This is a genomic window from Nitratireductor kimnyeongensis, assembly GCF_019891395.1.
GTDB classification, from domain to species: Bacteria; Pseudomonadota; Alphaproteobacteria; order Rhizobiales; family Rhizobiaceae; genus Nitratireductor; species Nitratireductor kimnyeongensis.
Genome location: NZ_CP078143.1, coordinates 2,827,177 through 2,849,803 on the forward strand (window position 1 = coordinate 2,827,177; position 22,627 = coordinate 2,849,803).

The window sequence follows — 22,627 nt, forward strand, 5'->3', positions numbered from 1 at the left end:
AACCAAGCGGAGGATGGGATGTCGGCTGAAGGTGCATACAAGGGGTACAAGTCAGATGTGATCGTCGACTTGATCAAGCGATACGATTTTCCGTTCATCACCATGAATCCGGGAGCGAGCTTCAGGGGCTTGCACGATTCTTTGATCAACTATGGAAACAATGAGCCTCCGATGATGCTTTGCCAGCATGAGGAGACTGCTGTTCAGATCGCGCATGGTTATGCCAAGGCAACGAACGAGCCGATGGCGGTTATCCTTCACAATCTCGTTGGTCTGCTGCATTCCAATATGGCGATCTACTACGCGTTCATCGACAGGGTACCGATCTTCATCATGGGCGCGACCGGTCCGATGCACGAAGGTGAACGCCGCCCTATGATCGACTGGACACACACTGCCCTTGTTCAGGGCGATGCCGTTCGTCTGTATACCAAGTGGGACTATCAACCCACCGCGATCGAGGGGGTGCCGGAATCCTTTGCACGCGCCTATTCGATCATGACGACCCAGCCCCAGGGGCCGATCTACATGTGCTATGACGCGGCCATGCAGGAAGAAGAGCTGACGGGCCCTGTTCCTCTTCCGCCGCCGGACGCTGCCCGGACGCCGACGCCGATGATGCCTGACCCGCGCGCGCTTGAAGCCATCGCCGACAAGCTGGTGGCTGCCGAGCATCCCGTTCTGATTGCCCAGTATGTCGGGCGTCAGAAGGGCGGCTTTGAAAACATGATCGAACTCGCTGAAACTGTGGGCGCGCCGGTCTGGGACGCGAAAAGCGCCTTGAACTTCCCCAATCGTCATCCGCTGAATGCCAGTTACGACAAATCCGTGTTCCGGAATGCAGATCTCATCGTCGGGCTCGATATGCGCGACTGGGAGAAGGAGACCTGCGAATATGTGATGACGGAACGCGTGGTGCGTCCGCTCGCTCCCGACAATTGCGAGTGGGTTGAAATTGGCATTGCCGAGGTGGGCATATCGAAGTGGTCGTTCGACTACGGGCGGATGCAGCATTGCTCAATTCGTGCTTTGGGCGACACGATCTTGGGGATACCTGAATTGACGCGTCTATGTGCGGAGCGCATTGCGCGTGACCCGGACGCGCAGGCGCGCATTGCCGCGCGCAAGGAGGCGCAGGGGAAGCGTCAGCTTCAGCTTTGGAGCGAATGGCAGGACAAGGCCAGGGAAAACTGGGATGCCTCTCCTGTCAGCCTTGGTCGCCTGTCGTTGGAAATCTGGGATGCGATCAAGGATGAAGACTGGGTACTTTCCGGCCACACCCTGAAAGAGTGGGCGCGAAAGACCTGGACCTTCGACAAGCCGCATCAGCACCCCGGAACAGATCTGGGCACGGCAACGCAGATCGGCATTTCCCTTGGTGTGGCGTTGGCTCACAAGGGAACAGGGCGGATCGTCGTCGACATTCAACCCGATGGCGACCTAATGTTCGATGCGGGGGCCCTGTGGGTTGCCGCAAAATACGAGATCCCCATTCTGATCGTGATGTTCAACAATCGCGCATACTACAATGATTGGGACCATCAGATTGCCGTGGCCCGTGACCGCAATACCGACGAAACCAGGGCCCATATCGGCATGGACCTGTTCGGGCCAGATCCGGATTTTGGTGCGTTGGCGCGCTCCATGGGAATGTATGGTGAGGGACCAATCGACGATCCTGATGAAGTCGCTCCGGCAATTCGTCGTGCGCTTGCCGAGGTAAAGGCCGGCAGGCCCGCACTTGTCGATATCATCACGCAGCATCGCTAGGGCTGGACGACAATGAAACAAGCGATCCCTGGGAAGCAGGCAACCATTGGCATTGTCGGGTTGGGGAAGATGGGGCGTCCCGTCGGCAGGCATCTCCTTGCGGCGGGATATTCGGTCGTCGGATGCGATCCGGTCGAGGCAGCACGCTCCGAGGCCGGCAAAGTCGGGATCACCGTACTCGATGGGCCAGCAGCGGTGGGGCGGGCCGCCGATCTCGTCCTCATTGTTGTGGGGTTCGACAGCGAGGTCGAGACTGTCCTGTTTTCTGATGACGGTATTCTGGCGGGCGCACAGGGTGAGGTCGATATAGCGATCGGATCGACCATATCACCCAGCTACGCGTGGGAACTGGAACAGCGACTTGCGGCGAGCGGCGTCGGATTGATTGATCTGCCTTCAGCGCGCGGCGAAGCGGCGTTGGAGACCGGGGACGTTCTGCTTTTCGGGGGCGGCGATACGGCTTTGTTCGAAAAGTGGCGCCCTGCGTTCGAGACCTTTGCCAGCGACATCTTCCATCTTGGCGGGTTTGGTGCCGGGCAGGTAGCTAAAATGGCCAACAACATGATCCTTTGGGCCTGCATGTCGGCCAATGACGAAGCGCTCCGTCTGGTAGAAAAAATGGGTGTGGATCCACAGAGAGTGCGTGAAGCGCTCTGTCTGTCGAGTGCTCAGAACTGGTCGCTCACGACGCGAGCCGAAGAAAAACCGATGCCGTGGTCGGAAAAGGACATGCGCATTGCCCTCGATGAGGCCGATCATGCTCGTATAAGCCTGCCTCTTGCAGGGACGGTCTCGGAAGTCATCAAGGGGTACAAGATCCGCAACGGCATCCCCATGCCCTCGACGCGGAAGGGCCGGACGTGAGCTTGAGGCAGGCGAACATGACCAAAACCTGCCGCGATGCCCGTGTGTAACCCGGTACATTTTGACCCATGGCGTGCCTTGGCTGGTCGGTGGCCGGTCAAGCGCCGTGTGAGCAGGCCCTGTCGACATAAAGCTCGCCCATATCGCGCTTGCCACCGCGGATCGTGGTCGGCGCATGTCGACGCTAATACAATTTTCCTGCAATATGAAAAAGACAGTTTTTCTAAGAGTTCCTTTCCGAATCCTGTCGGTGGATTTAAAATATAAATAATTTCAGATATTTATGATGAAATCAACGCGGAAATCTTGGAAATCCACGAGCGAGGGCGAAAGTTATTTTTGCAGGACTATCCCATATTATAGGATTAATATATATTGAAAATGCATTGGCCGTAGAGCCATTCAAGGAGGAGGAGAAATTCCGTTGAAATCATTTCTATGTTCAGTTGCACTCTCCCTGACGATCGGGGCGGTGGCAGCGCCGGCTTTCTCACAGGAGGAAACCTTCGCGGGTGAGGAGGTAAAGCTCTATGTCGGGTTCGGACCGGGCGGGGGCTATGATCTCTATGCTCGACTGATTGCAAACCATCTGGGCAAACATCTGCCTGGCGAGCCTAGTGTCATCCCCATGAATATGGAGGGTGCCGGCTCCATGCTGCTTACAAACTGGCTTTACAATGTGGCACCGAAGGACGGCACTGCCATCGCCACGATCAGCCGTGCGGTTCCATTCTTTGCGCTGACCGGTCAGGACGACGGATCCGTTCAGTTCGACGCGACCAAGTTCAACTGGATCGGCAGTGCCAATGACGAAGTCAGCGTATGTGTGGCATGGGCTGATTCCGGTGTCAGCAATCTTGAAGATCTCATGACCGATGGCATGGTTATGGGGGGTGACGGGCCCACGGCCGATGGAGAGCAATTTGCCCGTATCATGAATGAGGTGATTGGTACCAAAATCGAGATCGTCAGCGGATATGGCGGCGGCGGGGCCATCAACCTCGCAATGGAGAACGGTGAGGTGGAAGGCCGCTGCGGATGGTCGTGGTCAAGCGTCGTGGCGTCGCAAAAGGAATGGCTGGATAACGGGCGCATCAAGGTTCTGGTGCAAATGGGCAGTGCTGCGCATCCGGATCTCCCCGACGTTCCGACGCTTTCCAGCTTGATCGAAAGCCCGGAAGACAAGGCGCTGGTCAATCTCATTCTGGCCCGGCAGGCGCTCGGGAGGCCTTATGTCGCTCCACCGGAGGTGCCGGAGGAACGTGTTCGCCTGCTGCGCGATGCGTTTGAAGCGACCTTGTCTGATCCTGCCTTCGTCAAGGAGGCAGAACAAGCTGGTCTTGAGCTCAATTATCTGAATGGTGAGAAGATCCAGTCCATCGTCGAGGATGTGTATGCCAACACAACCGAGGCGCTCGCTGCGCGGGTCAAGGAAATCCTGACGCCCTGAACCAGCACCCGGCTCCGCAATCCGGTGGAGCCGGGACATCGTTTGAGAGTTAGCGAATGTCCAAGAATTTACATCTCACCCTGGCTTGCGGTGATTATGAGATCATCAGACCGTTGCGTGAGGGCCTGGTGAAGGCGGACGGTATCGATCTCACCTTCGTGACGAATATGGATTCGACCACGCGCCACTGGCGGTTTTTGCGCAACAGGGAGTTTGATGTCGCAGAAGTATCGGCTTCGGGCTATATCGCGGCGAAGGCAGCAGGGCAGGACCTTGAGGCCATTCCCGTGTTCCTCCACCGACGGTTTCGGCACGGGTTCATCTTCACCAACACCGCGTCGGGCATACGGACGCCAAAGGATCTGATCGGCCGAAAGGTCGGTGTGAAATCCTATATTGTCACGGCGACCTTGTGGTTGCGTGGAATTCTGGAGGAGCATTACGGTGTCCCTCATCAGTCGATAGACTGGTATTCGCAACTCGACGAGGATGTGGATATTTCGCTGCCTGCCGGGGTGAAGCTTTCCAAGATCGATGATGGCAAGAGCATAGAGGATATGCTCGTCGAGGGCGAGATCGATGCGTTGCTGCATCCAGACATCATCAAGCCCATTCAAGCCCGCGATCCGCGTGTCGGCCGATTGTTTAACGATCACGAGGCCGAGGAAGTCGCGTATTTCAAGCGAACGGGAATTTTCCCGATCATGCATGTGACGGCCCTCAAGCGTGAGATCGTGGAGCGCCATCCCTGGGTGGCCATCAATCTCTACAAGGCTTTCGACGCATCTCGGCGAATGGCAATGCAGCGCATGCAAAATCCACGCATCGTGCCGCTGGCATGGTATCGCGAAGCTTGGGAAGAACAGGAAGCCATTCTTGGCAAGGATCCCTGGGTCTACGGGTTGGATGCGCAGAACCGCACCAACATAGAAACATTGGCACGATACTCGTTCGAACAGGGTCTCAGCCGCAGAATGATGAAGGCGGAAGATCTCTTTCTGCCCCTGGACGAGGGGCGCGGGCGCGGCGACGCCTCGCGATATTGACAGATCCGAACCCCGGTCCTTCCACAATCAGAATGGCAAAAGCCCGGCGCTATCAACGCCGGGCTTTTTTCACTGTGCCGAAAACCTTCAGGCGTGGAAGCGTGCCATCCTGTCGACGGAATAGCCCGTTGCAAGAGCAGCCAGTTTGGTCGGATCTGAAGGCAGTGCGTCGCTGCGCCACGCAATGTGGAGGTCAGGCCGGACAAGAAAGTAGGAATTGCCATACAGTTTGCGATAACGCTCATCTGGAAGGTCAATAACCGTGATGGGGGCTCCGATCTGGCGGAAGGCGTCCACAATGGCGTCCACTGCATCGGTGCCGGAACCCATCCTGATCACGGCATAGGTCCGGCCAATCAGGTCATTCACGGAAACATCTGGTTGCACCCATATGTGGGGTAGCCGGGTGCCTGTCCAGGCTGAGGCTTCATAGGTCCGGAACAGATGCTCAGGCCCGCCAGGCTCATCCCAGATTAGAGGGCTGTCCACATAGCGATAGCCGAGTTCGGCGCCAATCATCTCATTGGTTTTGCGTTGTTCGATATCCGCGATATTGGCGAGGTTTCGGCGCAGTGCTGCGCCTTCGGGAGTCTCGTCGTTGAAGCCCGGCGCCCACTGCGCGCGCCATTTGCGTCTCCCCTGGGACGCATAGCGTGACGCACCGATGTTGCGGTCGCCGATCTGACGACGCTCGATCTCATAGGATTCCAGAAGTCTGGGGCCGCCCCAGCCCCTCAGGGTTGCGGCAAGCTTCCAGGACAGATCGATGGCATCGCCCACACCCGTGTTCATGCCAAGCCCGCCCGTCGGGATGACCAAATGTGCAGCATCCCCAGCCAGAAAGACGCGGCCCTCGCCATATCGGTCGGCCAGAAGCAGGTTCTGTTTCCACTCGCCGACATAGAGCATTTCGTAGTTGACTGGTTCGCCGACGATCTTTTCAAACTGTCGTGCCATTGCCGCGTCGTCCTCGACGACCGCATGCAATGTCCAGTGTCTCGTCGAGTCCTGCATGATCAGGAAAGAGGCCTGATCGTCGGCCACATGATAATGCCGTCCATGGCCGGGGCCTTCTGAGAGAGGGATCCGGTCAAACAGCTCATCGCACCGATAAAGCGCCTGCCGCAGCTTGAGAATATTTCCTTCGCCGCGCAGGGAGATGTCGAGCGCCTTGCGAACCTGACTGGATCCCCCGTCACAGCCAGCCATGTAGCTGGAATGGATGGTGGAGCGTGTGCCGTCCGAGGCAAGCACAGTGGTTGTCACGCCTGACTGGTCCTGGACGAAAGATTCAAACGCCGTGCCATACAGCACCTTGACCGAGGGAAGGGTTTCAGCCACCGATTTGAGAAGCGGTTCCAGTGTGTATTGGGAGACGAGTTGGTATGGCTCGGCCGGTTGCGAAGTGTCTTCACTGGCCTTGATCTCGGCCATGGCCTTGTTGACGGAGTCGTATTCCAATCGCAGCAGCGGCGGTTCTGTCATGTTGGTGATGACGAACACATCCATGGGGACGTCGCCATCAAGGCCGGCCTTGCGAATCTGGTCGGAGATACCCAGTCGTCGATAGATTTCCATGGTGCGCGCGTTGCAGCGCTCCATCTTCGGAAGAAATTCCGGCGCCGCCTTTTTCTCGATGAGTATGCAGTCGATCCCTTGTTGGCCAAGGTCAATGGCCAAGGTCAATCCAACGGGGCCTGCGCCAACGATAAGTACTTCGGTCTTCATGGTTTTACTCATCCCGATCATCCGTTTCCCGGTAATTAGCCGCCGAGGGTATAGCAGTCAATAAAAATCTCATTTTATGGGATTAAACATTGCATTGAAAAATCGCAGGTGTTTCCGCATCGTGCACAATCGGCTCGTGATTGATGCGCATTTCGAAGTCGGGCTATAAGAGTGGCAGGGGATCGATGCCCGCATCAGGGCCGCGTTGTGCAGAGCTGTCCCCGAACTTTGGGATGGTGCCGATTATGCTTAGTCACGAACGAATGCTCAGTGTCCTCGATCTGTTTGATTTGGAGCGTCCGGAGTGGAGTTTTGACGAGATGCATGCCCAGTTGGGTTTTTCCCGTTCGACGCTCTATCGCTATCTGAAGACCCTGACCGATGCTGGGTTTCTGACGACTTTTCCAGGGCGGGGTTATTCGCTTGGCCCGCGGGTCATCGAACTCGACTACCAGATCGTTGCCACCGATCCATTGATACATGTGGCGCGCCCGGTGATGAACGAGCTTGTTCTCGGCTATTCGGGCGTCAGTCTTCTATGTCGACGATACAAGCAGAAAGTATTGTGCATTCATCAGGAAACCAGCACGGATCAGTTCCGGTCCACATATGAGCGCGGTCGAGCGCGTCCGTTGTTGCAGGGCGCAGCTTCACTTGCAGTGCTGGCCCATTTCTCGACGTATCAGCTGACGAAGCTGTATGATGAGCAGTCGGATGAATTTGCACTGGCCGGCCTGGGGAATACGCTGACGGAGGTGCGCGAAACGCTCAAGAGCATCAGGCAGCGCGGGTGGACCAGAACCACGGGGCAGGTCACAAAAGGGGTCACTGGTATCGCTGCGCCGATTTTTGATGGCAAGAAAGAAATTATCGGAAGTCTGAGCCTGACCCTGTCGGAAACGAACATGCCTGCCGAGCGCGAAGAAGCGATCGCCGAACGCGTGGTCTTCTGCTCGCGTATCATCTCCAAATCTCTCGAGTAGAAGTGGCCAGTGGCTGCATTCTCCGTCTCTTGGTGCGATTCGCATGGGTGTAGCGCATCTGGCTGAACCGCATTTTGCGAGGTGTACCATTGGTTAGAAAACTTACAATTTCGCATATTATAGGATTATTGGCATAATTTTGTTGACTTTTCCGGCTGGGAAACCTTAGCCTTTGCGACGATCACGTTCCGGACGGACGGATTTTCGGGAGGAGGACAGCCGTGTCGACATTTAAGGATCTTTTGAGCGACATGGTCGCGGCCAATCGGATATTGGCTTCCCAAGGCGTGTGCGATGCGTTCGGTCACATCAGCGTGCGCAATCCTGACAATCCGAACGCATATCTGCTCTCGTGTGCGCGTGCGCCTCAGCTCGTTGAGCGCGAGGATATCATGGAGTTCGCGCTCGACGGAACGCCGATGCACGGTGATACCCGCAAACCATTTCTGGAGCGGTTCATTCATGGCGCACTGTACGCGGAGCGGGCAGATGTTCATTGCGTCATTCACAGTCACTCACGCAGTGTCATCCCCTTTACCGTGACACCGGCCCAATTGCGTCCTGTGGTTCATAGCTGTGCGACCATCGGTCATGCCGTACCCGTTTGGGACGCTCAGACCAGCTTTGGAGATACCAATCTCCTGATTGCGAATGAGGCGATGGGGCGGGACTTCGCTTCCGTCATGGGCGAGGGAAACAGCGCCCTGATGCGGGGGCATGGTTCCACCGTGGTGGGCGCGTCGATCCGCGAAGCGGTGTATACGGCCGTCTATCTCGAGGTGAATGCCAGCCTTCAGATCGCTGCGTCAGGTCTCGGGCCGATCACCTTCCTGACTGAGGGAGAGGTGGAGATTATCCAGTCCCGTCTGGCGGATGCCAAACCTGGTGAGGGCTATGACAGGGCCTGGGAGTACTGGTGCCGTCAAGCCGGGGTCGAGCCATGCCAACCGGGTGGTGAGGGCTGATGGTTGCCCTGATCCCCGTGAAGCAGCCCGCCGACATCGAACGTCCCTCAGGGGACGCTGCCGAGACGACGCAGTACGGGTCCGATGTTGTGGCTTACACCCTGCGGGAAGCGGGTATTGCTTATGTCGCACTCAACCCGGGAGCCAGTTTCCGCGGACTTCACGACAGCCTGGTCAATTTTCTCGGCAACAGAGCACCGCAGATCCTGCTTTGTCTTCATGAGGAAAGTGCCGTGGGCCTCGCCCACGGATATGCGAAGGTCACCGGGCGGCCCATGGCTGCCGCCGTGCATTCAAATGTCGGTCTGATGCATGCGACCATGGCGATCTTCAACGCATGGTGTGACCGTATGCCTGTGGTGGTGCTCGGAGCCACCGGCCCTGTTGATGCCAGCAAACGCCGCCCATGGATTGACTGGATCCATACCGCTGCAGATCAGGGCGGGCTGGTTCGCAACTACGTGAAATGGGACGCCCAGCCCGCTTCGGCCGCCGCCGCGCGGGAAGCCGTCCTGCGCGGTGCTTGGCTATCGCTGAACGCCCCCATGGGGCCGGTCTATATCAATCTCGATGCGGAAATGCAGGAAAGCACGATCGATGCCGAGTTGCCGGCTATCGATGCCGGTCGATACCTCAGTGTTGCCCGGTCGGGTATTGACCACGAAACGGTTTCGGAGGTCTGGGCATTGATCAGGACGGCACGGCGCCCGGTGGTTCTGGCTGGACGCGTCTCCCGCGACGAGGTGAGCTGGCAGAGGCGTGTGGCCCTGGTGGAAGCCATGGGAGCCAGGGTGATCTCCGATCTCAAGGTCGCCGCAGCGTTTCCAACCAGTCACCAGGCTTATGCCGGCGATCTGCGTGGACGAAATGGTGCAGCGACACTGGAGGTTCTCAAGGACGCCGATCTCGTGATTGCTCTGGATTGGGTGGACTTGAACGGGGCATTGACCGCGGCCTTCGGTTCAACCGGGCCCGAATGCAAGGTGGTTCGTGTCGGGCTCGATCATCATAGCCACAATGGCTGGAGTATGGATCATCAGGCTCATCCACCCGCCGATATGGTGATCAGCGTTGATCCGGACCGGTTCACCGACGCCATGGTCAGCGGTGCAGCGGAGCGCGCCACCGGGTCTGCTCCGGCCCGCCCGGAGATCCCGGACCTGCCGACGGATCAAGGGGGGGCGCTGACAGTTGAAGCGATGGCTTTGACGCTTCGGCATCTGGTGGGCGGAAAGAAGACCTGTCTAACGCATGTGACCCTTTCCTGGGACGGCAGTTTCTGGCCCTTCGACCATCCGCTCGACTATCTCGGCTCAGACGGCGGAGGGGGGCTGGGCGCAGGTCCTGCCCACGCGGTGGGCGCAGCGCTTGCATTGCGGGACATGGGCGGGGATCGCCTGCCCATAGCGATTTGCGGAGACGGCGATTTCTTGATGGGGGTGACGGCGCTTTGGACCGCGGTGCACTACAAAGTCCCGCTGCTGATGATCGTCGCCAACAACCGATCCTTTTTCAATGACGAGGTTCATCAGGAGAAGGTCGCGCGCATGCGGGGACGCGACGTTTCCAACAAATGGATCGGCATGCGGATGAGCGATCCGAACATCGCCCTTGCGGACATGGCCAGGGCACAAGGCTGCATGGCGTTCGGGCCGGTCACCACACAGGCACAGCTCGAAAGCACGATCAAGCAGGCCATCACGGCGGTCGAGGCGGGGAAAGTAGCGGTTGTCGAGGTGATCACCGATGCCAGCTATCCGGCCACCCTGGTCAGTGCGCTTACGGGTGCTGCCAAAAACTGAAACGCGGAGGAGGCGGTTTTGCCAGATAAGGGAGAGAGACAATGAAGAACAATCGTTTGGGGTTTCTGCAACACATAAACAGGCGCGGGCTCTTGGCGGGCGCGCTTGCGCTGGGCTTATCCGCAGCACAGGCTGTGCCGGCCGCATCCCAGGAGACCGTGGAGGATTTCTACAGCGATAACACGGTCACCATCTATGTCGGATTTGGGCCCGGTGGAGGATACGATCTCTATGCGCGGTTGGTATCCGAATTCCTGGGAAAGCATATCCCCGGCAATCCCGAGGTTATCGTGGAGAACATGCCGGGTGCGGGCGGACGCACCGCAATCCAGTTTCTCTACAATGTTGCCGCGCAGGATGGCACAGCGCTCAGCGTTCCGGTCCAGTCGATGGCCCTCGACAGCCTTCTGAATGTTTTGCCCGGCGATCTGGATGCCCGCAACTTCAACGCCATCGGCCGCATCACGCCTGAATATGAACTGGGTATGATCTGGTCGAATGTCGGCGTCACCACGCTGGATGAGGTCAAGGAAAAATCAGTCAGCTTCGCCTCGACGGGTGCCGGCTCGGCATCGAGTTTCGTTCCGCGCATGCTCAACGACATGGTGGGTACGAAGTTCGAGGTGATACAGGGTTATCAGGGCGCAAACGCCGCGATGATGGCGCTTGAAACGGGTGAGGTTGACGGTGCCATGCAGGGCATTGCGGGCATGAGCGCTTCGCGTCCGACGTGGATTCCCGAGGGTGTTGTCAACGTGGTCTGGCAGCTCGGTCTGACACCGCATGAATTGCTGCCCGACGTGCCGGCGGTGGGGCAACTCGGCGACAACGATCTGGACCGACAGGCCTTGCGTCTGGTGGCCAGCGCGGCCGAAATCGGTCGCTCGGTCATCACCACGCCCAATGTGGCTGAGGATCGTGTCGAAGCACTCCGCGCCGCCTTCAACGCGATGGTCTCGGATCCTGATTTTCTTGCCGCAGCAAAGGAGCGGAATCATTTGATCGATACGCTTTCAGGCGAAGAATTGCAGGCGAAGATCGAAGAGCAGATGAATTACCCGCAAGAGGTGATCGACCGCGTCAAACCGTATGTGGTGGCGCAGTAAATTTGCGCGGCGGGGCCGAAAACGCCCCGCCATTTTTCAAGCCGGGGTGTGCCGGAGCAGCCGCCTGATCTTTTAAAATGTTAACTGGAGTGTCGCCGTGGTTGATCACCAAGCCTCGTCAGAACCGTTCGTCTCGAAGCCGGAACTTTATTACGGAGGCGCCTGGCATGCTCCTATCAATGGAAAAACGTTCGAAACGATCAGCCCGGCCACAGGGGCAGTCATCGGCGAGGTGGCTGATGGCGATACCGATGATGTAGATGCTGCGGTAGCTGCCGCACGAGAGGGGTTTGCCGTGTGGCGCTCGGTGCCGCCTATGGAGCGCGCCGGCATCCTGCGCGAGATCGCGCAGGTCATCCGCGACAATGCGGACATGCTGAGTGAGATCGAGGCTGCGGATTCCGGCAACCCCGTCACAAAGGTCCGGGCCGATGTGATGCAGGGCGCGCAGCGGTTTGACTTCTTTGCGGGCCTCATCACCGAAATGAAGGGCGACACCATTCCGGGCAGAGAGGGGACACTCACGCTTACGCAGCGCGAGCCCCGGGGGGTCGTTGCCCGCATCGTTGCCTTCAATCATCCCTTCATGTTTACCTCCAGTCGTATGGCAGCGCCGCTGGCCGCCGGCAATGCCTGTATCGTCAAGCCGCCTGAACAGGCGCCGCTGTCCGGTGTGATCTTTGCAGAACTGGTCGGTGGCTTGCTGCCTGCCGGCGCGTTTACGATCTTGACGGGAGGGCGGGCCGTGGGGGAGGCGCTTTCCGCGCACAAGGGTGTCGCGATGGTCGGGTTGGTTGGCAGCGTTCCGACCGGTAAGGCGGTCATGCGCGCAGCAGCGGATACGCTGAAGCCTGTGCTTTTGGAACTCGGTGGAAAGAACGCGCTGATCGCCTTTCCCGATGCCGACCCAGAGCGGGTTGCCGAGGCTCTGGCGGATGGCATGAATTTCACCTGGTGCGGCCAGAGCTGCGGTTCCACCAGCCGGGCTTTCCTCCATGCCGATATTCATGACGCCGTATTGCAAAAACTGGCGGACAAGATCGCGGTGTACAAGCCTGGCATGCCAACAGATCCCAAAACCAGAATGGGCGCGTTGATAAACCGTGCTCAGTATGATCGCGTCATGTCTTATATCGATGGAGCGAAGGCTGAGGGTGCAAAGCTGTTTCTGGGCGGGGGGCATCCTTCCGAACCAGAGCTCGCCAATGGCTGTTTCATCGAGCCGACCGTTTTCACCAGTGTGACATCCGAAATGCGCATCGCGCAGGAAGAGATATTCGGCCCTGTCCTTTCGGTCTTCGACTGGACGGACGAGGGGAGCATGCTGTCGCAGGTAAACGGTCTCGACTACGGGCTGACCTGTTCCATTTGGACCAATGATCTGGCGCGAGCCCATCGGGTGGCCGCCGCGGTTGAAGCGGGTTATGTGTGGGTGAATGATGTTTCGAAACATTTTCCCGGTGCGCCGTTCGGTGGATACAAGCAATCGGGATTGGGCCGCGAAGAGTCCTTGAGCGAACTCCTGGAATTCACGCAGGAAAAAACCATCCACGTCAATTTTTCCGGCGAACGGTGAGAGATGGAGGGTGGTCTGCGGTCCTGGTTCGCACAGGTCAGGCATGTCGATTATCCGCGCACCCTTTTGGCGCTCTGCATCGGGGTCGCGGGCGCAGTCGTTTTCCTTTGGATCGAAGCGCCCATGCCCTGGATGCTGGGTCCGCTCGCCGGTTGCCTGATCGCAAGCCTGTTGGGCGTTCCGCTTGCCGCCCCGACCGCTTTCCGTTCTCCCATGGCTGCCATGATCGGGGTGATGCTCGGGTCAGGCTATGGGCCGCAATTGCTGGACTATGTGTTCAACTGGTGGGCGACCATCGCCGGCCTGCTGGCTTTCATGCTGGTGGCGGGAATGATCTGTGTGGCATATTTCCGATTGGTCGCGCGGTATGATTTTCCTACCGCCTATTTCGCGGGCATGCCCGGCGGCGTCGTCGAAATGGTGCTTCTCGGCGAAAACAGCGGGGCCGACCTGCGCCGGGTCGCACTGGTTCATGCCGGGCGCATCGTTTTTACCGTATTTTCGATCCCGTTCATCGTGCAATGGGTGGAAGGGGGGCAGATCGTCCGCTCCGCAGCCGCTTCGGTCTCTCTTCTGGACATGCATGCTGGGTCCCTGTTCTGGTTGCTGACGACATTTTCCGGCGGCCTGATGCTCGGTCGCCTCATCAACCTGCCCGCGCGCTATCTTCTGGGACCGCTGATCGTCAGCGTTGCCGTCCATATGAGCGGCTTGTCGACATTCAAACCGCCCTGGGAGCTGGTCGCCGTGGCGCAATTGGTTCTCGGTTCGGTGATCGGCTGCCGTTTTGCTGGAAGCAGGACTAGAGATATCCTGCAGATATTCCTTGTCTCGCTGGGTTCCTGTTTCCTGATGATCCTGTTGAGTTGTGCCTTTGCCTTTGGCGTTTCCCATCTCACCCAATACACATTGACGGAGCTGCTTCTGGCTTACTCTCCTGGAGGGCTTGCCGAAATGGGGGTTCTGGCCCTGGCGCTGCAGCTGGACGTGGCTTTGGTGTCGACACATCACGTCCTGCGCATATTTCTGGTCGTGATAGGCGCTAGGGCACTGATGCCATTATTCGGGATAAAAAAATAACAAGAGAACCAAAATCAAAAATCGAAAAATTATAATAATACATATATATCAATGCGATATTCAAAAATATGAGAGAGAGATAGCGCTTAACTCCATAATTTGAAAATCTCATAATAAGAGAATTTTTTGATATTTGCTTGACGGATGCACCAGGAAGGGTGCTAATTGGGTCGTAGGGCGCAGGAGGGGCCGCCCGACACAATTGGGGAGGAGAACATGGCGTTTGCATTAAGGCTGCCGGGTCTATCAGGTCTAATGGGAGCAATGCTGATTGGGGCCGTCGGTACGGCTCCAAGTCACGCTGAGGAGACGGTCGAGGCATTTTACCAGGGCAAGACGATCGATATGATCATCGGATACTCTTCCGGCGGTGGATATGATCGGTATGCGCGTCTGGTCGCCAGGCATCTCGGACAATACATTCCAGGCAATCCGGAGATCGTGCCCCGCAACATGCCCGGCGCGTCCAGTCGACTTGCCGCTGGCTATATCTACAACGTTGCACCACAGGATGGCACGGTTCTCGGCACCGCGGACCAGTCGCTTTCGGTGGCGCAGGCGATGGGAGAGTCGCTCGAACTCGATGCAAGCGCGTTCGGCTACATTGGCAGTCCCACGATGGAAAACAACGTCCTTCTCACTTGGCATACTTCTAAAGTTTCGTCAGTCGATGAGGCCAAGCAGATCGCTATCCCTATCGGAGCAACAGGTGGTTCCACCTCTTCGCAATATCCATCGATCATGAACGCGTTGCTGGGGACGAAGTTTGAGATCGTAAGCGGATATCCTGGCGGCAATGATATAAACTACGCAATGGAAACGGGGGAAGTCGATGGGCGCGGGAGTGTAAACTGGGCCTCGTTGAAACCACTCGGGTGGTACGAGGAGGGCCTCATCAACGTGCTAGTGCAGATCGGTCTTCAGCGGGAGGCAGATCTTCCCGATGTACCATTGCTTTATGAGTTGGCATCGACGGACGAAGATGAACAGCTGTTGCGGCTGCTGTCTGCCCCGACAGCCATGGGTCGGCCGATTTTTACTACGCCTAATGTTCCGGAAGAGCGTCTGCAGGCCCTTCGCAAGGCGTTTGACGAGATGGTGGCAGACCCAGCCTTTGTCCAAGCCGCTGCGGATGAGGGACTTTCCGTCATACCGTTGTCTGGCGAGCACCTGCAGAAAACCGTCAATGAAATTCTGGCAACCAAGCCAGAAGTGGCTGCTCGTTTGAGCGCATTCATCGGCGTATCGGACTAACCATGAACCAGGGTGTGCCGCGCTGCGCGCCCTGTCCTTCGGCATAGCGAGCATGTTTCATCATGGATCACGACCCTCACGCCATTCTGGCCGAACAAATTGCTGCGGCGACCCGAATGCTCGTCGCTCAAGGCATACTTGATTACAGCGGCCATATCAGCGCGCGCATGCCGGACGGCGAGCATTTTATGATTCAGTCGGCTTCAGACTCGCGCGGCGAACTTGATCCGTCACGGCTGCTTGTTGTTGATATGGATGGCAAAGTCATTCACGGTGATCTGAAGCCACCACTCGAATTGGCGTTGCACACGGAAATACTCCGCGCCCGGCCTGATGTGGGAGCGGTATTGCATTGCCACATGGAGTTGGCGATCACCTTCACCTTGATGAAGGGCATCCAGCTGAAACCAATGCGGGCGCGAGCGGTTCGCTGGGCCTCAGGCATACCGACGCACCCTGATCCGAGCCTCATAACCACAAGCGAACAGGGCACCGCCTTGGCGGGGACGCTTGGACAGCACAATGCCGCGCTGATCCGCGCGCATGGACTGGCGATGACGGCTGAAACGGTGCCGGCACTGTTTGTGGATGCGGTACACTTTCTTGAAAATGCTAAGCAGCACATGATGGTCCTGCAGGCGGGGCAGGAACCGATGCCGCTCACCGCTGAAGAGATTGCGCAAATATCGAGTCCAAGAGGCTTTCACGTCGCCAAATTGTGGAACTTCTACATTCGCCAGGCGCAATCCGGAAATCTCATACCTCAGTCCTGGAGTACCAGTCTCCAGGACGCTGCATCGGGACATCGGGAATAGGACGTTCAAACTATGGATATCAGTGTTCTCGGCGCGGCGAGCGACGCCATCATAGGGCTCGCAGACCCGTTTCGACTTTTCATGTTGGGTTGCGGCGTCTTGTTTGGCCTGTTCCTCGGTATTGTTCCCGGGATCGGTGGGTTAGCAGGCATGGCGCTGCTGCTTCCTTTTACGTTCACGATGGACTCCTATGCGGCCTTTGCCATGCTGCTTGGAATGTCCGCGGTCACTGGCACAAGTGATACGATCCCTGCCGTGCTTTTTGGCGTCCCTGGCACGGCCGGTGCTCAGGCGACCGTGATGGACGGCAACCCCATGGCCAAAAAGGGCGAGGCCGGACGGGCGCTGAGTGCGGCTTTCACATCGTCTCTTTTCGGAGGGCTGGTGGGGGCGCTGCTGCTTGCCCTGACCGTGCCGGTGTTGCGTCCCTTCATGCTCTATATCGGATCACCGGAGCTCCTTGGCTTCTCCGTGTTCGGCATCGCCATGGTGGCAGTTCTGTCAGGATCCGCACCGTTGCGAGGGCTGGTAGCAGCCGGTATCGGCGTCATGATTTCCATGATCGGCGCCGACCCGCAAACAGGCACGCTGCGCTATACGATGGGCAGTTTCTATCTCTGGGACGGGTTGCCGATCGTGCCGCTCGTCCTTGGCCTTTTTGCTTTACCCGAACTTGCAGATCTCGCGATCAAGCGGTCCGCCATCGCTTCGGAGACGAAGTACGATACCCGCAAAGGGATGTCCGAGGGGTTCCATGATGCCCTCAAGAACTGGTGGCTTGTTCTGCGTGGAGGCGGGCTGGGCGCGGGTGTTGGCGCCATACCGGGTCTTGGCTCTTCGGTTGTCGATTGGATCGCCTATGGCTGGGCCTTCCAGTCCACAAAGGATGCTGACAAGACCTTCGGCAAAGGTGATGTTCGCGGTGTCATCGCCCCTGAGGCCGCCAACAACGCCATCACTGCGGGATCTCTCGTTCCGACGATCGCCTTCGGTGTGCCTGGTTCGGCATCGATGGCCATCCTGCTCAGCGTTTTCCTGATCCATGGCCTTGTGCCCGGGCCCGAAATGCTGACAACCAATCTCGACGTCACCTATTCGATGGTCTGGTCAATTGCCATTGCCAACATCTTGGGTGCCGGTCTTTGCTTTTTGTTTTCAGGGCAATTGGCGAAGATCGCGGTCCTCCGCTACACGCTGATCCTCCCGGCGGTCCTCATCTTCGTCTATGTCGGAGCTTTCCAATCCTCGCGCAATTGGGGCGACCTTTACGCGCTCTTGATCTTTGCGGTTGTCGGTTGGGTTATGAAGCAATTGCGCTGGCCGCGGCCGCCGCTGGTTCTCGGCTTTGTGCTCGGGGCCCTTATTGAGCGCTATATGTTCATCTCGACCACGCGGTATGGGTTTGAGTGGATGCTGCGCCCGCTTGTCATCGTGCTTTTCACCATGGCGGCGATCATTCTGGCCGGACCTCTCATCCGTCATATCCGTGCGCTAGGCGGCTTCAAGGGCATTGTCAGCTATATCGGGGCTCCGCGGCTTGAATGGTCCGATTTGCTTTACTTGGGCGTATTGGCATTGGCAGGTGTCATGGTGGTCGAAGCGCTGCAATGGCCCTGGGGTGCCAAGGTCGGCCCGCTGAGTGTCGGCATAATGACACTGAGTTTCTGTGTGTTCAGTTTCCTCAACCAGGTCTTCACCCGGTCAGTACAGCAGGCACGGGCAGAAGCCGGAGAAATTCGGCATGAAGTGCACATGGATACGGCCGTCGATCATGGCGATGCCACGTTGAAAATCGTCGCTATACGCGCGGCAAGGTTTTTCGCCTTTCTTGTCCTTTTCATCGCAATGATGGCGCTGGTCGGCCTGATCCCGACGGTTCCACTTTTCGTCGCGGTTTTCATGCGCATCGAAGGGCGCGAAAAGTGGCGGTTGATCGCTGGATATGCCGTCACACTCACACTGATTGTGTACCTGGTGTTCGACCAGCTGTTGCGCATTCCCTGGCCGCAAACATTCCTGGGTCAGTGGTTCCCCGCAATGACAATCATACCCTCGGTTTAATCGGATGCAGGGTGAGCCTGCATCCACAATTCCTCAAATACTCGGCGCCAAATTTGGCTGCCGAACCGGAACGTCAGTCCAAAAAAAAAGAGAGAGCGAGAGATGCAGTATATCGATGCCTTCAATCATTTCTTCCCGAAGCCGCTTTGGGACAAAATTCAGACCTTTGAAGGGGCGGGCAAAAATATTGGCAAGCGCATGCAGAACATCCCCTGCATCTTCGATCTGGAGGAGCGTTTCAGAGTCATCGAGCCTTTCGAGAATTATCGGCAGATCCTGAGTTTGGGGATGCCGCCCATCGAGCAGATGGGCACGCCGGACAAGACGCCTGAGCTTGCACGCCTGGGCAATGAAGGGTTTGCCGAACTTGTCAGCAAGCACCCCAGACATTTTCCAGGTTATCTCGCGGCGTTGCCGATGAACAATCCGGATGCTGCCGTGGTTGAACTGGAACGCGTGTTCTCAGCCAATGATGGTGCGGTCGGCGTTCAGATTCACACGAACGTCAACGGTGCGCCACTCGATGACGAGCAGTTTTTTCCGATTTTCGAAACGGCGGCCAAGTATGATCGGCCCGTGTTCCTGCATCCTTCGCGCGGCGAAGAAATGCCGGATTATCTCACGGAATCCAAGTCTCGCTACGAAATCTGGTGGACGTTCGGATGGCCCTATGAGACGAGCGCGGCAATGGCGCGGATCGCCCTTTCCGGCATGATGGACAAATTGCCGGGGCTGAAGGTTCTCGCTCATCATCTGGGTGCCATGGTTCCCTTTTTCGAAGGCCGCGTCGGGCCGGGACAGGATCAACTCGGGAAGCGCACATCGACCGAGGATCTTTCGCACGTGTTGAAAGGGCTGAAGAAGCGCCCGTTCGACTATTTCAAGGATTTCTACGCCGACACAGCGGTATTTGGTTCACGTGCAGCCACCGTCTGCGGGTTGGAATTCTATGGCGTGGACAAGGTGCTGTTTGCATCTGACAGTCCGTTCGACCCTGAAAAAGGTCCGGGCTATATCCGTGATACGATTGCGGTCTTGAAGTCTCTGGACCTGCCGCAGGAGGACATGGAGAAAATCTGTTACAAGAACGCCCAAAAACTGTTCCGCATTGATTGATGCCGTCCGCCCTCGCTTTGCGGGGGCGGAAACGGTTCTGCTCCAGAGGTGGCACTGGGTCTATCGCAATGGCGCCAACGCTGGATGTTCTCTCGGCAGGGCGGAAGACGATTTGGGAAAGGATGCTGTGATGAGTGAAAGGTATGACAGGGGCATGAAAGTGCGCCGCGAGGTGCTCGGAGACGCCCATGTGGATCGGGCGGAGGCCGCCAAGACCCCATTTGATCAGTCGTTTCAGTCGCTGATCACCGAGGGCGCCTGGGGCACGGTGTGGGCGTCCGACCGCCTTACCCGTCGTGAGCGGTCCATGCTGACCGTCGCACTTCTTGCAGCGACTGGCAATTTCGAGGAAATTCCAATGCATATACGCGCCACGGCCCGCACGGGAGCCTCCAGGGAGGATATTGCCGAAGCACTGCAACATGTGGCCATTTATGCCGGTGTGCCAAAGGCCAACCACGCCCTCAAGCTTGCCAAACAAACTTACGCGGAAATGGAGGAGAATGACGAATGAGGGATCTCGGACCACTCATCCCGCGCAATCATTCGGTTCATCCGGCAGCTTATGCTGAGGACTACAAGACAAGCGTGACGCGCTCGCCCAATCTGCCGCTTCTTTCGATGGAGAGCACACCCTCGGAGGAAACCGGTCCTGTTTTCGGGGCGGAACTGATCGGTGAGCTGGACAACAACCTCATCCTCAACTGGTCCAAGGGGCTTGCCCCCGCCGTGGGTGAGCGCATTCTCGTGCATGGCCATGTGCTGGACGAGAATTGCCGGCCGGTTCCAAATGCGCTTGTCGAAATTTGGCAGGCCAATGCCGGTGGCCGCTACAGGCATGTCAAGGATACCTATTTTGCCCCGCTCGACCCGAATTTCGGTGGCTGTGGCCGCACGCTTACGGACGAGGGCGGCTACTATGAATTCCTGACGATCCGGCCAGGCGCGTATCCTTGGCCGAACCGCGCCAATGATTGGCGACCCATGCATATCCACTTCTCGATCTTTGGACACAGTTTCGGCCAGCGCCTCGTCACACAGATGTATTTTGAGGGCGACCCATTGATCGCTCATTGCCCGATTGCCGCTACCGTCAAGGAGCGCAGTCATCTGGATCGCCTGGTGGCACCGCTGGATCTTTCGAAATCGCGCCCGCTGGATTACCTCGCCTACAAGTTCGATATCGTGTTGCGTGGTCGTCGGCAGACAATGTTTGAAAACAAGCTGGAGGGCATGTGATCATGGTTCAGAAGCTGGCCACTCTTGCTGAAACGCCTTCTCAGACCGCTGGACCATACGTCCACATCGGCCTGATGCCCACTTATGCAGGCAATGCCGGCTCCTTCCCGCAGGAGATAGGCGTATCGCCCGTCAAAGATGACGTGAAGGGGCAGATGATAGAAATTGTCGGTTCCGTCTTCGACGGCACGGGGTGGGTGTTGCGCGACGCGCTGATCGAAAGCTGGCAGTGCGACGGAGAAGGCAAGTTTCCGGGGCAGGATGGTGCCGACCCGAATGTCTCGGGTCATTGCCGCTTCGCCGTCGACGAGGCAACTGGTGAATTCAGGCTTAAAACGGTCAAACCGGGAAGCTATGTGGGACGTGGAGGTGTGAGAAGCGCGCCTCACATTTCACTGTGGATTGTCGCGCGTGGTATCAATACAGGGCTCAACACACGGATCTACTTCGAGGATGAGGACAATTCTGGCGATCCGTTGCTGGGCCGCATCGAGCAGCGCCCGCGGGCGGAGACGCTGATCGCAAAGAAAGTCGCAGACGGGAAATACCGTTTCGACATCCGCCTTCAGGGCGATCGCGAGACGGTGTTTCTCGACCTCTGACAGATGCAGGCCGATCCAGGCGACGCGAACAATGTCGAAAGGCTTTTCGGGATGAACGTCTCTGTTTTTGATCATCCATGGCTGGCAGGCTTGTTCGGCGACCCGGAGATGGCCGTGATCCTGAGCGCGGATCGGCAGATGAGCCACATGCTGGCCTTCGAAGCTGCCTGGTCGCGAGCGTGTGGTCGCGCAGGCCTTTTTAATGCCGAAGAGGCTGAGGCCGCGGCGCTCGCAATCGAGAACGCACGAATCGACCTAACCGACATTGCTGCCGGCATGGCACGGGACGGAGTCCCAGTGCCGCGCCTGGTTCAGCAGTTGAAGGCCATTGCGGCTTCCGATGCGGTTCATCGTCATGCCACGTCTCAGGACGTCGTGGACACTGCGCTGGCTCTCACCCTGAAAGAAGCCTCCGATCTTCTGGAAGCGCGCATCAAGGCTTTCGCGGCAGCCCTCGATGAACTCATCAGTCGTTTTGGGGATGCGCCGCTTATGGGGCGCACGCGAATGCAGGCTGCCACCGTGATTACGGCTGGCGATCGGATCAAAACCTGGCGTCTTCCGTTGGATGACCATTTGAAGCGGCTGTCCGCACTACGCGCGGATGTCGAACGGGTTCAGATCGGTGGCGCTTCCGGTGATCGCAGGGCATTGGGCGTTCAGGCCGGAACTGTCGTCGAAGATGTTGCGCAAGTCCTTGGTCTCGCACCCACAGGCAAGGCCTGGCACACCCTGCGCCACGGCATCGCCGACTACGCATCGTTCCTTTCCCTCGTCACGGGGACTCTTGGCAAATTCGGTCAGGATACGGTGCTGATGGCGCAGCAGGGGATCGACGAGATCGCGCTTTCGGGTGGCGGCGGATCATCGGCGATGCCTCACAAGCAAAACCCGGTTCAGGGTGAACTTCTTGTCACGCTTGCCCGCTTCAACGCCACGCAGGTTTCGGCCATGCACCATGCGATGATCCATGAGCAGGAACGTTCTGGGGCGGCGTGGAGCCTTGAATGGATGGTGCTTCCGCAAATGTTGATGGCGACCGCACGAGCGCTTTCAGCGGCCAGGAACATGTCTCTGGCGATAATACGGATTGGCGAACCGTCCGGGGAAGGAAAGACCACCAATCGCGATCATCGATAAACCGGGCCCCGTCAGAGGCAGCGCCGAAAC

At 57.8% G+C, this 22,627-nt stretch carries 19 protein-coding genes; 18 read left to right on the forward strand and 1 reads right to left on the reverse strand.

Annotation, left to right across the window (positions count from 1 at the left end; all coding sequences use genetic code 11):
• Positions 1 to 18: 18 nt before the first annotated feature.
• The 4 genes from KW403_RS13495 (at position 19) to KW403_RS13510 (ending at position 5,130) form a co-directional block, all read left to right on the forward strand.
• Positions 19 to 1,770: a thiamine pyrophosphate-binding protein gene (locus tag KW403_RS13495; RefSeq protein WP_223019984.1), complete on the forward strand. Its 1,752-nt coding sequence runs from the start codon at positions 19 to 21 to the stop codon at positions 1,768 to 1,770.
• 12 nt (positions 1,771 to 1,782) lie between these two features.
• The gene (locus KW403_RS13500; RefSeq protein WP_223019985.1) at positions 1,783 to 2,634 is read left to right on the forward strand and encodes an NAD(P)-dependent oxidoreductase; all 852 of its coding nucleotides are present in this window, start codon (positions 1,783 to 1,785) and stop codon (positions 2,632 to 2,634) included.
• Between the two features lie 424 nt (positions 2,635 to 3,058).
• Positions 3,059 to 4,084 (forward strand): Bug family tripartite tricarboxylate transporter substrate binding protein, encoded by a 1,026-nt coding sequence (locus KW403_RS13505; protein ID WP_223019986.1) that lies wholly within the window; start codon positions 3,059 to 3,061, stop codon positions 4,082 to 4,084.
• A 56-nt stretch (positions 4,085 to 4,140) separates the two neighbouring features.
• Positions 4,141 to 5,130 (forward strand): PhnD/SsuA/transferrin family substrate-binding protein, encoded by a 990-nt coding sequence (locus KW403_RS13510; RefSeq protein WP_223019987.1) that lies wholly within the window; start codon positions 4,141 to 4,143, stop codon positions 5,128 to 5,130.
• A gap of 87 nt (positions 5,131 to 5,217) precedes the next feature.
• Here the strand turns inward: KW403_RS13510 and KW403_RS13515 are convergent, their stop codons facing one another.
• The gene (locus KW403_RS13515; protein WP_246637784.1) at positions 5,218 to 6,858 is read right to left on the reverse strand and encodes an FAD-dependent monooxygenase; all 1,641 of its coding nucleotides are present in this window, start codon (positions 6,856 to 6,858) and stop codon (positions 5,218 to 5,220) included.
• 185 nt (positions 6,859 to 7,043) lie between these two features.
• On the opposite strand from KW403_RS13515, the gene KW403_RS13520 reads away from it, so the two are divergent.
• From KW403_RS13520 to KW403_RS13585, 14 genes are all read left to right on the forward strand, one after another.
• On the forward strand, positions 7,044 to 7,841 hold the full coding sequence (locus KW403_RS13520; RefSeq protein WP_223019989.1) for an IclR family transcriptional regulator: 798 nt from the start codon (positions 7,044 to 7,046) through the stop codon (positions 7,839 to 7,841).
• A gap of 221 nt (positions 7,842 to 8,062) precedes the next feature.
• Positions 8,063 to 8,806 carry a class II aldolase/adducin family protein gene (locus KW403_RS13525; protein WP_246637785.1) on the forward strand — a complete coding sequence of 248 codons (744 nt, stop codon included), beginning with the start codon at positions 8,063 to 8,065 and terminating at the stop codon, positions 8,804 to 8,806.
• Positions 8,806 to 10,608 (forward strand): thiamine pyrophosphate-binding protein, encoded by a 1,803-nt coding sequence (locus KW403_RS13530; RefSeq protein WP_223019990.1) that lies wholly within the window; start codon positions 8,806 to 8,808, stop codon positions 10,606 to 10,608. The genes KW403_RS13525 and KW403_RS13530 overlap by 1 nt, the downstream gene beginning before the upstream one ends.
• A gap of 41 nt (positions 10,609 to 10,649) precedes the next feature.
• Positions 10,650 to 11,714, forward strand: a complete 1,065-nt coding sequence (locus tag KW403_RS13535) for a Bug family tripartite tricarboxylate transporter substrate binding protein (RefSeq protein WP_223019991.1) — start codon at positions 10,650 to 10,652, stop codon at positions 11,712 to 11,714.
• Positions 11,715 to 11,811: 97 nt separating this feature from the next.
• Complete coding sequence (locus KW403_RS13540) at positions 11,812 to 13,290, forward strand: aldehyde dehydrogenase family protein (protein WP_223019992.1); 1,479 nt, start codon at positions 11,812 to 11,814, stop codon at positions 13,288 to 13,290.
• Between the two features lie 3 nt (positions 13,291 to 13,293).
• Positions 13,294 to 14,370 (forward strand): AbrB family transcriptional regulator, encoded by a 1,077-nt coding sequence (locus KW403_RS13545; protein ID WP_223019993.1) that lies wholly within the window; start codon positions 13,294 to 13,296, stop codon positions 14,368 to 14,370.
• 216 nt (positions 14,371 to 14,586) lie between these two features.
• Entirely contained in the window at positions 14,587 to 15,624 is a 1,038-nt protein-coding gene (locus tag KW403_RS13550) for a Bug family tripartite tricarboxylate transporter substrate binding protein (protein ID WP_223019994.1), read from the forward strand.
• Between the two features lie 62 nt (positions 15,625 to 15,686).
• A complete protein-coding gene (locus KW403_RS13555) occupies positions 15,687 to 16,439 on the forward strand; it encodes a class II aldolase/adducin family protein (protein ID WP_223019995.1) in 753 nt (250 codons plus the stop codon).
• Between the two features lie 12 nt (positions 16,440 to 16,451).
• Positions 16,452 to 18,500, forward strand: a complete 2,049-nt coding sequence (locus KW403_RS13560) for a tripartite tricarboxylate transporter permease (RefSeq protein ID WP_223019996.1) — start codon at positions 16,452 to 16,454, stop codon at positions 18,498 to 18,500.
• A gap of 102 nt (positions 18,501 to 18,602) precedes the next feature.
• Entirely contained in the window at positions 18,603 to 19,616 is a 1,014-nt protein-coding gene (locus KW403_RS13565) for an amidohydrolase family protein (protein ID WP_223019997.1), read from the forward strand.
• A gap of 130 nt (positions 19,617 to 19,746) precedes the next feature.
• The gene (pcaC, locus tag KW403_RS13570; RefSeq protein WP_223019998.1) at positions 19,747 to 20,130 is read left to right on the forward strand and encodes a 4-carboxymuconolactone decarboxylase; all 384 of its coding nucleotides are present in this window, start codon (positions 19,747 to 19,749) and stop codon (positions 20,128 to 20,130) included.
• On the forward strand, positions 20,127 to 20,855 hold the full coding sequence (pcaH, locus tag KW403_RS13575) for a protocatechuate 3,4-dioxygenase subunit beta (RefSeq protein WP_223019999.1): 729 nt from the start codon (positions 20,127 to 20,129) through the stop codon (positions 20,853 to 20,855). Before pcaC ends, pcaH begins: the two co-directional genes overlap by 4 nt.
• Before the next feature lie 2 nt (positions 20,856 to 20,857).
• On the forward strand, positions 20,858 to 21,457 hold the full coding sequence (gene pcaG, locus KW403_RS13580; protein ID WP_223020000.1) for a protocatechuate 3,4-dioxygenase subunit alpha: 600 nt from the start codon (positions 20,858 to 20,860) through the stop codon (positions 21,455 to 21,457).
• A 51-nt stretch (positions 21,458 to 21,508) separates the two neighbouring features.
• Positions 21,509 to 22,597 carry a 3-carboxy-cis,cis-muconate cycloisomerase gene (locus KW403_RS13585; RefSeq protein ID WP_223020001.1) on the forward strand — a complete coding sequence of 363 codons (1,089 nt, stop codon included), beginning with the start codon at positions 21,509 to 21,511 and terminating at the stop codon, positions 22,595 to 22,597.
• The last annotated feature ends 30 nt before the right edge of the window (positions 22,598 to 22,627 follow it).